Source organism: Pedobacter jeongneungensis (genome assembly GCF_000633455.1).
GTDB classification, from domain to species: Bacteria; Bacteroidota; Bacteroidia; order Sphingobacteriales; family Sphingobacteriaceae; genus Pedobacter; species Pedobacter jeongneungensis_A.
Window position 1 is genome coordinate 117,891 of record NZ_AYMG01000029.1, and the last position, 14,265, is coordinate 132,155.

General features: G+C 42.5%; 7 protein-coding genes. 1 reads left to right on the plus strand and 6 read right to left on the minus strand.

Translation table 11 applies throughout. The features are described from left to right. Positions 1-79: 79 nt before the first annotated feature. Positions 80-2,497, minus strand: coding sequence for a TonB-dependent receptor (locus U859_RS0124675; protein WP_025145931.1), 2,418 nt, complete (start codon positions 2,495-2,497; stop codon positions 80-82). Positions 2,498-2,597: 100 nt separating this feature from the next. Further along, on the minus strand, positions 2,598-3,332 hold the full coding sequence (locus U859_RS0124680; protein WP_025145932.1) for a hypothetical protein: 735 nt from the start codon (positions 3,330-3,332) through the stop codon (positions 2,598-2,600). Between the two features lie 299 nt (positions 3,333-3,631). Here U859_RS0124680 and U859_RS0124685 point away from each other — a divergent pair, with 299 nt between their 5' ends. Continuing rightward, on the plus strand, positions 3,632-3,988 hold the full coding sequence (locus U859_RS0124685; protein ID WP_025145933.1) for a response regulator transcription factor: 357 nt from the start codon (positions 3,632-3,634) through the stop codon (positions 3,986-3,988). 23 nt (positions 3,989-4,011) lie between these two features. On the opposite strand, the gene U859_RS0124690 is transcribed toward U859_RS0124685, so the two are convergent. From U859_RS0124690 to U859_RS31320, 4 genes are all read right to left on the minus strand, one after another. Further along, positions 4,012-5,964, minus strand: coding sequence for an ATP-binding protein (locus U859_RS0124690; RefSeq protein ID WP_025145934.1), 1,953 nt, complete (start codon positions 5,962-5,964; stop codon positions 4,012-4,014). A 350-nt stretch (positions 5,965-6,314) separates the two neighbouring features. Beyond that, complete coding sequence (locus U859_RS0124695) at positions 6,315-6,650, minus strand: hypothetical protein (protein WP_025145935.1); 336 nt, start codon at positions 6,648-6,650, stop codon at positions 6,315-6,317. Positions 6,651-6,958: 308 nt separating this feature from the next. Beyond that, on the minus strand, positions 6,959-7,819 hold the full coding sequence (locus tag U859_RS0124700; RefSeq protein WP_240183095.1) for a PorP/SprF family type IX secretion system membrane protein: 861 nt from the start codon (positions 7,817-7,819) through the stop codon (positions 6,959-6,961). A 14-nt stretch (positions 7,820-7,833) separates the two neighbouring features. Further along, a partial coding sequence (locus U859_RS31320; RefSeq protein WP_025145937.1) for an MBG domain-containing protein occupies positions 7,834-14,265 on the minus strand: 6,432 nt, incomplete at its 5' end.

The following is a 14,265-nucleotide window of genomic DNA, read 5'->3' on the forward strand; positions in this document are numbered from 1 at the left end:
TAATGCCTAATAAAAATGTGCATTAAGATTCCCGCATGCGCGAGAATGACGACTCTAAAGTTATGCTCTGTTTTTCCCCTTAAAACTTCAGGATAAAGTTTCCGGTAAATCTTGCCGGGGCCTGTGGCGTAAGGCGTACAGACCAGGCTTTCTCACTGGTTAAGTTATCTACTTTAAATCCGATACGGAATTTGGTATGGTCGTAAAAAATACTCGCATCGAATATTTTATACGATGGAATAATAAATCTCGATAAACCTCCGGTAAGTGTTGGGTAAGTGTTGGTATGGAACGACTGATCGCCTATATTACCACCTACACCTGCACCAAGTCCTTTAAGTTTACCCATTGGGATACGGTAACTCACCCAGAAGTTATAAGTATTTGGTGGGCCGGTTAAACCCGGACGAAGGCCATTGTTACGTGGATCGGCAGCGGCAGTAACTTTGCTATCATTATAAGCATAACCCGCTACAATGTTTAAGCCATCAAAAGGATTTGCTGTTAATTCTACTTCCAATCCCCTGCTCAATTGTCCACCATCCTGAATAAAAAAGTTAACCGGATCAACAGGATCAGGACGTACAATGTTTTTAACCTTAATGTCGTAATAACTGATGGTACCTACCAACCGATGATCAAACATATCGGCCTTTGCACCAAACTCCAACTGGTCGGCGTATTCTGCATCTACCCTGCTGCCATCACTTTTAAGTCCGCTCTTATTAAAAAAACCGTTCATGTAATTTCCGAATAATGATAAGTGATCTTTATAAACCTCGTAAACCAATCCCAATTTTGGTGAAAGGTTGGTTTGTCCATAAGGGCTGTTCGCCGCGGTTGCCGTAGCAATACCACCAGAAAGCTGCCCGGTTACAATATTGTAAACCCCTTTGTTCTGAAAACGGTTTACCCTTAAACTCAACATAGCATTTAACCTATCGGTGATGCTAAAAACATCAGAAACATAAGCTGAATAAGTATTATCACCATTATATTCTTTCCTTAATGTACCCCTTGAGGTTAGTGAATCTACTTTGAACTGACTGATGCGGTAAGAAGTGGGCGTATTGATAAAATCAACATCAGTTGGCCAGTTTACAGTAACACGGTCGAAATCGTTAAAATTGTTATAATAATCCACACCAACAACCATACGGTTACGGTGACCGGCAATTTTAAAATCGCCTATAAAGTTCTGCTGGATATCTGTAGCAATAAACTGGGTATAGCCATTAATAATCTGCGGACGGATAGTGGTTTCAGATCTTGAGTTTAAAGCTGTAATATTTCCACTGATTGATGAACGTGCCCTGGAAATAACGGTTTGAGAGGTCCACTCTTCTGAGATTTTATAATTAATCTGACCAAAAATGTTCATCATCTGTGTTTTATAAGGCAGATCGTTACTCAGGAAGGTTTTATTATACGGAAAACCATTATCAGCAATTGATCTTGTAATTTCGGTAACACCTGCAGGAACAGCAGTATAAGGATTATACCTTACAACCGAAGTTCCGGTAGCCTGACCAAACTCTACATCCAGCAATAAAGATAAACGATCGGTAATCTGATAAGAGAAACTAGGCGCTACACTTACACTGTTTGTAAATCCCTGTTCCTGAAAGCTATGCTCCCAGGTGGTAGCACCGTTTAAACGGAACAAAGCAGTTCTATCGGCATTAATCGGTGTATTTACATCGACGGTTAACCGGTTAAAATTCCAGCTTCCGGTAGTATAACCTACTTCGCCACCAAAACCGTTGTAAGGTTTTTTGGTTACACGGTTATATAAACCGCCATAACTGCTCGAAATGCTGTTACCGAAAAGTGTAGCCGACGGACCTTTTATGGCCTCGATGCGTTCTAAATTGGCCGGATCGATAAAAGAAAAAGCAGCCCCAGCCACGCCGTTACGCGCATTTGGCTCGGTATCAAAACCACGAGAGCGGAAAGTAACGCGACCCTGGTTAGCAATCATTGGGATACCTGCACCCGGTACGTTTTTGGCAATACTTCCTAAATCAACCGCCATCTGCTCCTGAAATAATGCTTTCGGAACAGAGTTGTATACCTGCGGATTTTCGAGATTTTTAAGTGGCAACCTGGCAATATACACGCTTTCTTTCTGTGTAAATTTGTTGGTTGCACCTGCAACAGTAATCTCTTGCAATGCCTGTACATTTTCTTTTTCCAAACGATAATCTACATTAGCAGTTTCGCCTGCTGCAACAGTTACTTTTAAATCTTTTTGAGGAGAACCTAATACCTGGATCCTCACGGTATAACTTCCGGGAACGATACTAGAAAAAAAGTAATTACCCTGTTCATCGGTAAGGGTTGTTTTATTGATTTCCAAAAGGGAAACTGATGCCGAGGCATAAGGCTGGCCATTTACCAAACTTACCTTACCGGATATTTTTCCGGGAGCCTGGGCAAAAACAGTGTTGCCCGCAAACAAAAAGCAGGACAATAACATGAAGTAAAAAAATTTCATCAAATGATAATTATAAGGATGTCTGAATATTTGGGCAAATATAAAAACATTATTTATAATTAGTCTAAATAATTATCATAGGTTAAAATTTACGCTCACCTTATTCTATAAATAGACAATAATTGCACCTGTAGCGGATACCTGAATAGGCAATTCCTTTATAGCTACCGCCTTTTGGGTCGATCCAATCTAACCGAATAATATACATTCCTTTCATGGTAGGCGAAAAAACTGCTGTACCCCGGTCGTCTAACATCAATTCTTTTTCCCAGTTCTCGGGATTAAAAACCCTGAGCTTGGTTTTGGTCTTTGCGGGGAGTTTGTTTTGAAAGGCTTTAACTTTAATTGCTTTACCTTCTTTTGAAGTGGTCAGATCAAGAAATTGCATTGGCTTTAGTTGTCCTTGCTCCACCCCTACAACGTATTGGCTACAGAGATAATCAACCGGCAATACATTTTCTCCACCAATTGCAGATCGATCTACTACAGGATGGGTATTATTGATTCCCAATATGCGGTATGCCCCCTTATCTTTTGGTGTAAATGAAGTTTCCCAGCAATCGGCTTTCTGACTGATTTGCAGTTCTGTCTTTTTCCCGGCAGGATCGATTAGGCTAAGGCTGAACTCTCCGGCAAGCTGAAGTTCTTTACCAGTTTGCCTGTGGCGAATGCCAAAATCGTCAATATTGCCATAAATGAGCTGAACGGTTACTTTTTCACTGGCTTTACCCGAACCTGTAATTTCCATCCAATAAGCACTGGAATAACTAAAAAACGGAATAAAAATAAAGCTAAGCAGGATAAAGATAGGTCTTGTTGCAGATGCGCTTTTCATGTAGCAAAGATATGAGGTTTAGATTTTATTTAGAGGAGTTTGGTTAGCGATATATCCATAGATTCAGATCGTCCTTTCGAAACCAATTTTTCATTGGATGAAGCAATCCTACAACTATCGCTAGCAGCGGGCGCTTTAAGATTGTTTCGTGCCTCAGCAATGACAACTTTTCTATTTGGAGTATGCCGATGGTATTTATTTAATCTCCAACAAAAAATGTTAAATAAGTAAAGAATTTCGTAAAACCAATTATCTTTATGGCGGGTTGTCTATCCAACTAATGTTTACTAACTATATTTATGGGAAAAAAAATCAGCATTCTCGAAGATGATCAGGGAATCAGGGAAATCGTTGAACTTATTTTCTCGCAGGAAGATTATGAAGTTACGGGCTTTGCAAATGTAAATGACTTTATGAGCAGAAAATGTAATACAGTACCGGACCTTTTCCTGCTCGATGTAATGCTTCCTGATGGAAACGGCTTGAATGTTTGCGATATGTTAAAATCAGAAGAAGCCACCAGCAATGTGCCTGTACTGATGATGAGTGCACATGCTGACCTGATTACGATGAAAAACCAGTGCAAGGCAGATGGTTTTATTGCGAAACCATTCGATATTGATCATTTAATCAATATGGTAAAAGGGGCCATCTAAAAAACATCATCAGCGGGTAACATCTATTCTTTTTTTTCACCAAGCGGAAGGGTAAAGTAAAAATTACTGCCCTCTCCGGGTTTGCTTTCTACGCCGATTTCTCCACCGTGGCGTTGCACAATATCTGCACAGATAAAAAGTCCTAAACCAAGGCCCGAAACCTGCGTACCCATTTCGTCGGCCCTAAAATAGCGGTCGAACAAGTGCGGAAGTTTATCAGCAGGGATTCCCGGACCATTATCGCGGACAGAAACCTTTACCATTTCACCTAATGATTTTATGCCCAGAAAAATCTGTTTAGAGGCTGGGGCATATTTCACGGCATTGTTAACAAGATTAACCACCACCTGATCAATACGGTGTTCATCGGCAAAAACCATCAGGCTCTTATCGCCTTCTAAAATTAATTCGTGACTACCAGATTCCCTTACATGGATACAGCATTTTTCGAGCAAATCGCCAAGGTTAAACCAGTTCTTTTTAAGGCCAACATGTCCCTGGTTAATTTTAGATACGTTGAGCAGATCATCAACCAGTTCGGTAATTTTATCCATACTCCTGGAAGCCTGATCGATTACTTTTGGAAAAAGCACGGTATTTGGATTTTCGCGCATCCTTACCAATAACTGAAGCGAAGCTTTTAAAGTAGTAAGCGGTGTTTTCAGTTCATGACTGGCAATTGAGATAAAATCGTCTTTTTGCTGTTGTAAGGCTTTATACACGGTAATATCCATCACCGTACCAAGTGTACGCAAGCGGTTTCCGTTTGCATCGAAATAAACTTTTGCCTGAAACCTAAGCCATTTTAAGGGGAAACCCTCTCGTATGTACCTGGCCTCATAAAAAATCCGGCCTGTCTTCTTAGCTTCTTCATGAGCCAATGCACTTAAATGAGCATCATCGGGGTGGTAATGATCAATGATGGTTTCTCTATCTACTCCGTTTCCAAGACCGAAAATTTCATTAAAACGTGCAGATCCTACCAGTTCGCCTGTACTATAATTTAAATCGTAGGTACCTATTTCGGCAGCCTCTACAGCAAGGCGTATACGTTCTTCTACTTCTTCGATGGCATGCCGGGTACGCACTTTTTCCGATACATCAATACCAACCACCATTACAGCAGAAACATTCCCCGAAAGATCATTTACGGGTTCATACACAAAATCGATAAAAACCTGTTCCGGCGATCCGTTACGTATAAGGATCAATTCTGCTTCTTTCGCAAAAAATGCTTTACCCGATTGAAAAACTCTTTCCATTATCGGAGCATAAGCTTCGGCAGCTTCGGGTACACCGTCCCAAATGGGGTTTCCATCTAATTGAGCGCGTTCTTTTCCCACGAGTTCTAAATAGCGATCGTTTAGTTCAGTAACCACCAAATCATTCGCCCTGATTACGCAAATGGCAAAAGGAGCTTGCTGGATCAGGTTCCTAAACCTTCCTTCGCTAAGTTCGAGTAAACGCGTCGATTCGGTAAGTTCTTCATTCGTTGTGGCCAGTTCCTCATTGCTGGCAGCGAGCGCTTCGTTTATGGCGGCTAATCTTTCATTATTTTCTACAGCCTCCAGGCCCATTCGGCTAATGTTAGTTGCCGATTCTACAAGCTGGGTTACATCTGTTGCATAACACACCACACCTATCACTTTGCCATCAGCATCCTTAACTGGCTGGTAAGAAAATGTATAATAAAATGTTTTGAGCTGCCCGTCAATCATCAGGTCGGCACGGTCGTTTATTGCGTGATAAGCTTCGCCTGTTGCCATTACCTGGCGTAACAATGCTTCAAAAGGCTGACCATCAATTTCAGGAAGTGCTGCTAAAAACGGTTTACCAATTACCGAAGCATCTTTTCCCCAGGCTTTTAAGGTTGCTGCATTTGCCAAAGCAACCCGAAGTTCATCACCAAGGATCAGGTATATGGGATAAGGTGAGCCTTCTATAAGCCCGGCCAGAATTTCTTTATCAAGGATCATAATTGGGATAAATAACAAAACAACGCTTTGAACGTGATATGCCAGTTACGAAGTTAAAAAAGAAGTGGAAATATTGCTAATGCCAGATAGATAATTTGAGGGAGGCGTTGGGAGTTTGGAGCTAATTAATCTATTCAACCAATTTGCAAGGAGCAATCAGCAATGATGGAAAATATAAGATGGAGTGTTTAATGACCAATCATCAATTTGCAATGATCAATTGCGCCAGATTTAGGAGTTAACGATAAAAGCATTAATGTTATAATACACTAGTCCGAATACTTTAGCCGGAGGTTCAAAGCCAGTTAACCGATTTAAACGATTAACCAGTTAACCCTATTACCAATAAATTATTTCTCCCCCTCACCAGCAATGCCCAGGTTGCGGACCACGTTGAGCACACCGGTTTGCCAATGCAGGTAACCCAGCATGCCGCAAATATCAATTACCTTTGCTTCAATTTTCGAAGGCACATCATTCACTACGCGAAAGCGGATTTTATATTTTGGATTGTAACTGATATAAATAATGATATCGTCGTTACGCTCACCAACATCAGCAAGGAAAGCAAGATGTTGATCGCGCAGCTCATCAGCCGCTTGCTGCAAACGTCCATTCATTAATCTCGAAAGTGCTTTATCCGGAACAAAATCTGTCTCCAGGATAGCCAATACCGTAACGACCATGAACGCAAAAGTAAAAACCTATATCATACCTGCAAATACAATCTCTCAAACTACTGAAAATGAGCCTAAATAATTTTGTGTATTCTTTTGCAAATTACAAAAAACAGAAAAACAGAGCCAAAAAAAGATATTTAGTCTTTCTAAAGGCAGGTTAGATATTAGTAACAGATTATAAAAGAACAATCGTCATTCTCGCCCAGGCGAGACGCATAAAGCTTATTTCTGCTGTCTCCTTTAATCAAAAAAACGGGCACCGAATGGTGCCCGTTTTTATAAATTTATTGTATTGGTTAAACGTGTTACGTTTGTTACCAATTGATGCCTAGATTGATTTCAAAACTCCCTGCGGTATAACCGCTCAATGCACCGGTTTGAGTAGTGTAAGAAGTATTAATGGTATATTTCTTTTTGTAATGTAAGCCTACGCCAAAGCTTGCGGCTTTACTGGTGTGGTACATGGCTGTAAAAAGCACCTGTTGATTAGCAATACCAAACTGGCCGCCAACATCAACAATATCCGCAATTTCAGTAAAGGAACGGTAAGCTACCTTTGGTTGGAAAATGTTATCGCCCAATTGGAACTTGTACCCTGCTGAAGCATATACCACAGGGGTATTGATCAGTTTAAAATTATCTCTTTTGAAATAATTTTTCAGGTTTATCATGGCCACATCGGCATTAAAACCTTTAGTGGTTAGCCCTACTCCAAAGTCTCCGTCAAAATAAGTTTTATGATCGGTATTGTATACACCTATCTGGCCATCGTTCGGATTACCGATAAGATCCTGCATATCTATTCTTTGGTTCATAAAACCTGCTGATAAACCGAAGTGTAATTTAGCTGATTCACTAAGCGGAAGGTGGTAGGCATAACTTGCAACAATACGTGTTTGCCTTTGCAAACCTGCTTTATCAAGGTTCATATTTAACCCAACACCTACCCTTTCCCATCCATAAGTGGCGGTAAGGTTTTGCACTACGGGCGCACCAGGTACATCGTTCCATTGAGAACGAAAAGCAAGATCTAAATCTGCACCTTCTGCTACCCCGGCCATTGCCGGGTTAGCAAGGTAAGTATTATTGAAATATTGGTTTAACAATGGACTGGTTTGTGCGCTTACCTTCGAAACCCCGATAAGAGCAAGCAATATCAATATTTTTGTTTTCATCGTTTTCATTTTTCTTAACGGTTTCTGATAATCGTGATAAATCCTTTTTGAACAAGTTTATCTGGTCCATAAGTAATGATGTAGTAGTATGTACCTTCTGCGAGGTTGTTTCCTCCAATTGTACCATCCCAGCTATTATCATATCCTTTTTTATTGTACATCTCTCTACCATTGCGGTCGAATATCCTCACTTCGTTGCTCGGGTACATATCAATGTTCTGTACAATCCAGGTATCATTCACCCCATCACCATTAGGTGTTAAGATGTTGTTGGCTACAACTTTGTAATCTTCTTTCACTTTAATGGTGATCGTTGATACACTGCTACATCCACTTACATTGGTTACACGGACCGTATAAGTAGTGGTTTGTGCTGGGCGGACAGTAAGAGTTGCCGTGTTCTGGCCACTGATGATTCCGCTTGCTGCAGACCAGCTGTAGCTTGTGCCACCACTAGCCGTTAATATTGCGGTTTCGCCTTTACTGATCTCTGTACCTTTATTGCTTACGATGTTTGCCGTTGGAAGCGCATTAATGGTTAAGGTACCGTTTACATTAACAAAACTGTAGTTATTAGCTACACCACCTGCCGGAACAAGTGCATAAGTACCAGCTACATTTCTGTTTGCGGTGGTGCTTACCGTAGGTTTAGTGGTTAACGAACTTTCGGTATCGCCTACTTTAAAGCCACTATAGGTTACTGCAAATGTTGGGAAACCATCAGACTGACACATTACCGCATTGCTTGCTGTAACTGTTAGTACTGCTTTGTTTATTGTTAGGTTAGCACCTAAATAAGTAATGGTGTAGTTACCGCCTAAATTTACCGTTCCCTGGTTGATGGCATAAGTACCTGCATTTTCGCCAGCTGCTCTGGTTAGGCTTCCGCTGAAGCTATCGCCTGTTACCAACGCCGGAGCGAAAGTATAGGTTAAGGCCGGATCGGTATCGCCATAGGTTTTGCTCTTAGCCGCCGCAGTTACCGTAATGGTTTTCGCACCAATGGTAAAATTAGCACCAACGTAAGTTAAGGTGTAGTTGCTGTTTAAGGCAAGTGTTCCCTGGTTGATGGCATAAGTACCCACGTTTTCACCAGGTACCCTGGTTAATGATCCGCTAAAGGTATCAGTTCCTGTTAGTGCCGGAGCGAAAGTATAAGTTAAGGCCGGATCAACATCACCATAGGTTTTGCTTTTCGCTGCTGCGGTTACCGTAATGGTTTTCGCACCAATGTTAAGATTAGCACCAACGTAAGTCAAGGTGTAGTTGCTGTTTAAGGCAAGAGTTCCCTGATTGATGGCATAAGTACCTACATTTTCGCCAGCTGCTCTGGTTAGGTTTCCGCTGAAGCTATCGCCTGTTACCAACGCCGGAGCGAAAGTATAAGTTAAGGCCGGATCAACATCGCCATAGGTTTTGCTTTTCGCAGCTGCGGTTACCGTTACTGTTTTCTTAGCAATGGTTAAATCTGCACCAACATAAGTTAAGGTGTAGTTGCTGTTTAAAGCAAGTGTTCCCTGGTTGATACCATAAGTACCAATATTCTCACCAGCTGCTCTGATTAGGCTTCCGCTGAAGCTATCGCCTGTGATCAACGCCGGAGCGAAAGTATAGGTTAAAGCTGGATCGGCATCGCCATAGGTTTTGCTCTTAGCTGCTGCGGTTACCGTAATGGTTTTCGCACCGATTGTTAAATCTGCACCAACATAAGTTAAGGTATAGTTAGTGTTTAAGGCTAATGTACCCTGATTGATGGCATAGGTACCGATATTTTCGCCAGCTGACCTGGTTAATGATCCTGTAAAGGTATCAGTACCAACCAATGCCGGAGCAGAAGTATAATTTAAGGCCGGATCAGCATCACCATAAGCTTTGCTTTTCGCTGCTGCGGTTACCGTGATGGTTTTCTTGCCAATCGTTAAATCTGCACCAACATAAGTTAAGGTATAGTTAGTATTTAAAGCTAATGTACTCTGGTTAATAGCATAAGTACCAATATTCTCACCGGCTGCTCTGGTTAGGCTTCCGCTGAAGCTATCTCCTGTGATCAACGCCGGAGCGAAAGTATAAGTTAACGCCGGATCTACATCACCATAGGTTTTGCTTTTCGCTGCTGCGGTTACCGTAATGGTTTTCGCACCAATGGTAAGATTAGCACCAACGTAAGTCAAGGTGTAGTTGCTGTTTAAGGCAAGAGTTCCCTGATTGATGGCATAAGTACCTACATTTTCGCCAGCTGCTCTGGTTAGGTTTCCGCTGAAGCTATCGCCTGTGATCAACGCCGGAGCGAAAGTATAAGTTAAGGCCGGATCAACATCACCATAGGTTTTGCTTTTCGCAGCTGCGGTTACCGTAATGGTTTTCGCACCGATGGTAAGATTAGCACCAACGTAAGTCAAGGTGTAGTTAGTGTTTAAAGCAAGTGTTCCCTGGTTAATCGCATAAGTACCTACGTTTTCGCCAGCTGACCTGGTTAACGATCCTGTGAAACTATCAGTACCAACCAATGCCGGAGCAGAAGTATAGGTTAAAGCCGGATCTACATCGCCATAGGTTTTGCTCTTAGCTGCTGCGGTTACCGTAATGATTTTCGCACCAATAGTAAGATTAGCACCAACGTAAGTTAAGGTGTAGTTGCTGTTTAAGGCAAGTGTTCCCTGGTTGATGGCATAAGTACCTACATTTTCGCCAGCTGATCTGGTTAGGCTTCCGCTGAAGCTATCGCCTGTTACCAACGCCGGAGCGAAAGTATAAGTTAAGGCCGGATCAACATCGCCATAGGTTTTGCTTTTCGCAGCTGCGGTTACCGTTACTGTTTTCTTAGCAATGGTTAAATCTGCACCAACATAAGTTAAGGTGTAGTTGCTGTTTAAAGCAAGTGTTCCCTGGTTGATAGCATAAGTACCAATATTCTCACCAGCTGCCCTGGTTAGGCTTCCGCTGAAGGTATCAGTTCCTGTTAGTGCCGGAGCGAAAGTATAAGTTAACGCTGGATCTACATCACCATAGGTTTTGCTCTTAGCTGCTGCGGTTACCGTAATGGTTTTCGCACCAATGGTAAGATTATCACCAACGTAAGTCAAGGTGTAGTTGCTGTTTAAAGCAAGTGTTCCCTGGTTGATGGCATAAGGACCCACGTTTTCACCAGGTACCCTGGTTAATGATCCGCTAAAGGTATCAGTTCCTGTTAGTGCCGGAGCGAAAGTATAAGTTAACGCTGGATCTACATCACCATAGGTTTTGCTCTTAGCTGCTGCGGTTACCGTAATGGTTTTCGCACCAATGGTAAGATTAGCACCAACGTAAGTCAAGGTGTAGTTGCTGTTTAAGGCAAGAGTTCCCTGATTGATGGCATAAGCACCCACGTTTTCGCCAGCTGACCTGGTTAATGATCCTGTAAAGGTATCAGTACCAACCAATGCCGGAGCAGAAGTATAAGTTAAAGCCGGATCAGCATCACCATAAGTTTTGCTTTTCGCTGCTGCGGTTACCGTGATGGTTTTCTTGCCGATGGTTAAATCTGCACCAACGTAGGTTAAAGTGTAATTAGGGTTTAAGGCTAATGTACCCTGATTGATGGCATAGGTACCGATATTTTCGCCAGCTGACCTGGTTAACGATCCTGTGAAACTATCAGTACCAACCAATGCCGGAGCAGAAGTATAGGTTAAAGCCGGATCAGCATCGCCATAAGTTTTGCTTTTCGCCGCTGCGGTTACCGTGATGGTTTTCGCACCGATGGTTAAATCTGCACCAACATAAGTTAAGGTATAGTTAGTGTTTAAGGCTAATGTACCCTGATTGATCGCATAAGCACCCACGTTTTCACCAGGTGCTCTGGTCAATGATCCTGTAAAGGTATCAGTTCCTGTTAATGCAGGAGCGAAAGTATAAGTTAACGCCGGATCAGCATCGCCATAAGTTTTGCTTTTCGTCGCTGCGGTTACCGTGATGGTTTTCTTGCCGATCGTTAAATCTGCACCAACATAAGTTAAAGTGTAATTAGGGTTTAAGGCTAATGTACCCTGATTGATGGCATAGGTACCGATATTTTCGCCAGCTGACCTGGTTAACGATCCTGTGAAACTATCAGTACCAACCAATGCCGGAGCAGAAGTATAGGTTAAAGCCGGATCAGCATCGCCATAAGTTTTGCTCTTCGCAGCGGCTGTTACCGTAATGGTTTTCGAAATGATGGTTAAATCTGCACCAACATAAGTTAAGGTATAGTTAGTGTTTAAAGCTAATGTACCCTGATTGATCGCATAAGCACCCACGTTTTCACCAGGTGTCCGGGTCAATGATCCTGTAAAGGTATCAGTTCCTGTCAATGCAGGAGCGAAAGTATAGGTTAAGGCCGGATCGGCATCACCGTAGGTTTTGCTCTTCGCAGCGGCTGTTACCGTAATGGTTTTCGCACCGATGGTTAAATCTGCACCAACATAAGTTAAGGTATAGTTAGTGTTTAAGGCTAACGTACCCTGATTGATGGCATAGGTACCGATATTTTCGCCAGCTGCTCTGATCAATGATCCTGTAAAGGTATCAGTTCCTGTCAATGCAGGAGCGAAAGTATAGGTTAAGGCCGGATCGGCATCACCGTAGGTTTTGCTCTTCGCAGCGGCTGTTACCGTAATGGTTTTCGCACCGATGGTTAAATCTGCACCAACGTAAATTAAGGTATAGTTAGTGTTTAAGGCTAACGTACCCTGATTGATCGCATAAGCACCCACGTTTTCACCAGCTGACCTGGTTAACGATCCTGTGAAGGTATCAGTACCAACCAAAGCCGGAGCAGAAGTATATGTTAAAGCCGGATCGGCATCACCGTAGGTTTTGCTCTTAGCAGCGGCTGTTACCGTAATCGTTTTTGTGGTTACGGTTAAAGCTGTCGCATTCGATGAAGCTTGTACAAAATCATAATTATTAGCACTTAATCCTGTTCCGTTAATTCCATACGAACCAGCTGGAGAATTTGCAGATGCAAGCGTTGACCAGCTAAGTGTGCCGGTTGTGACTGTAGAGATGGTTTCCGAATTTACAAATCCAGTAACTGTTCCTGATAAAGCCGGAACAGCATCACCATAAACTTTAGATGAAGTATTTGCTGTATAAGTTAGGGTTGCTTTAGCAACTGTACTTGACGGTATACTCACCGTTGGACTGTTGGCATTACTGCTTGTTAACGTTATATTCCCGGTTATATTCGTACCCACTGGCGCATTTGCTTTTAATCTTACATATACCGTTCCCGATACAGTTCCAGAACTTCCGATAGTAACAGAAGAACTATAGCTCACATTATCAGCACTTACCTCAAAATTGGTGCTAGAAGATGGGGTAGCCGTAATACCTGCTGATAAACCGGTACCCGATACCGAGACGCTGGTTGATGCCGATGCGGTTCCGTAAGTTGTGCTTAAAGCAGATGGAAAAGTACCGGCTGAAGCAGTAATTATAGAGGGTTGAGTATAAGTAATCGAATATTGACTGGCAGCCGTATTGCCATTGGCGGCAGCATCCTGGGCCACGTTAGCCGCAATATTGATCGTTACCGCACCATTCGCCGTTGGTGTTGCATTAAAAGTATAAGTCGTTCCGCTTCCCGAAAAGCCGCTCACCGTGGCATTACCGGGTGTGATGTCACCTGCTACAAATCCTGTTACAGATTCTGAAAAGGTAACCGTAAATGGAATTGGTGAAGTACCCGTCGATCCACCCGATGCACCGGCCGTACTGCTGATCACCACCAACGGAGCCTGATTATCTATGGTAGCATTACTACTACCAACTGTGGTTTTTGTATTTCCTGCGTTATCTGTTACTGTAACAGCTACATTCCTGTTAGTAGCATTAATTGCCCCGGCAGCAATTGTATAAGTTGCTGTCCAGGTACCGCTGCTGTTAGTCGCCGCGACCGCACTTCCACCGCCAAACTGGCTGAAGTTAATGGTTACCGAAGAAATAATATCCGTGTTGTTATCTCCGGCAGCTGTATTATTCCAGGTAGCGGTTATTACATCACCGATTTTATACGTACCACCTGTTCCGCTGGCGCCGTTGATGCTAATGTTAGCATCGGTAACCAGCGGTGCCACATTATCTACAATAGCATTGTTGGTCCCTGTCGTAGTTGTTGGACCAGCAGAATTTGTTGCAGTTACGGATATATTCCTGTTGGTGGCATCAATAGTACCGGCAACAATAGTATAAGTAGCTGTCCAGATGTCATTATTGTTGCTGGCTGTAACCGTAGCGCCACCACCAAATTGACTAAAATCTATAGTTACTGCGATAATACCCGAATTATTATCGCCAATAGCAGAATTATCCCAGGTTGCGGTTACTACATCTCCTATCTTGAATGCACCACCCGTCCCACTTCCGCCACTAATATTAATCTTAGCAGCTGTAACAGTAGGCGTAGCGATATATGTAAACTGGTC

Coding starts and splice junctions, on each gene's coding strand:
- U859_RS0124695 (WP_025145935.1), bottom strand. CDS start 6,650: ATGGTCGTTACGGTATTGGCTATCCTGGAGACAGATTTTGTTCCGGAT.
- U859_RS0124675 (WP_025145931.1), bottom strand. CDS start 2,497: ATGAAATTTTTTTACTTCATGTTATTGTCCTGCTTTTTGTTTGCGGGC.
- U859_RS0124700 (WP_240183095.1), bottom strand. CDS start 7,819: ATGAAAACAAAAATATTGATATTGCTTGCTCTTATCGGGGTTTCGAAG.
- U859_RS0124690 (WP_025145934.1), bottom strand. CDS start 5,964: ATGATCCTTGATAAAGAAATTCTGGCCGGGCTTATAGAAGGCTCACCT.
- U859_RS0124685 (WP_025145933.1), top strand. CDS start 3,632: ATGGGAAAAAAAATCAGCATTCTCGAAGATGATCAGGGAATCAGGGAA.
- U859_RS0124680 (WP_025145932.1), bottom strand. CDS start 3,332: ATGAAAAGCGCATCTGCAACAAGACCTATCTTTATCCTGCTTAGCTTT.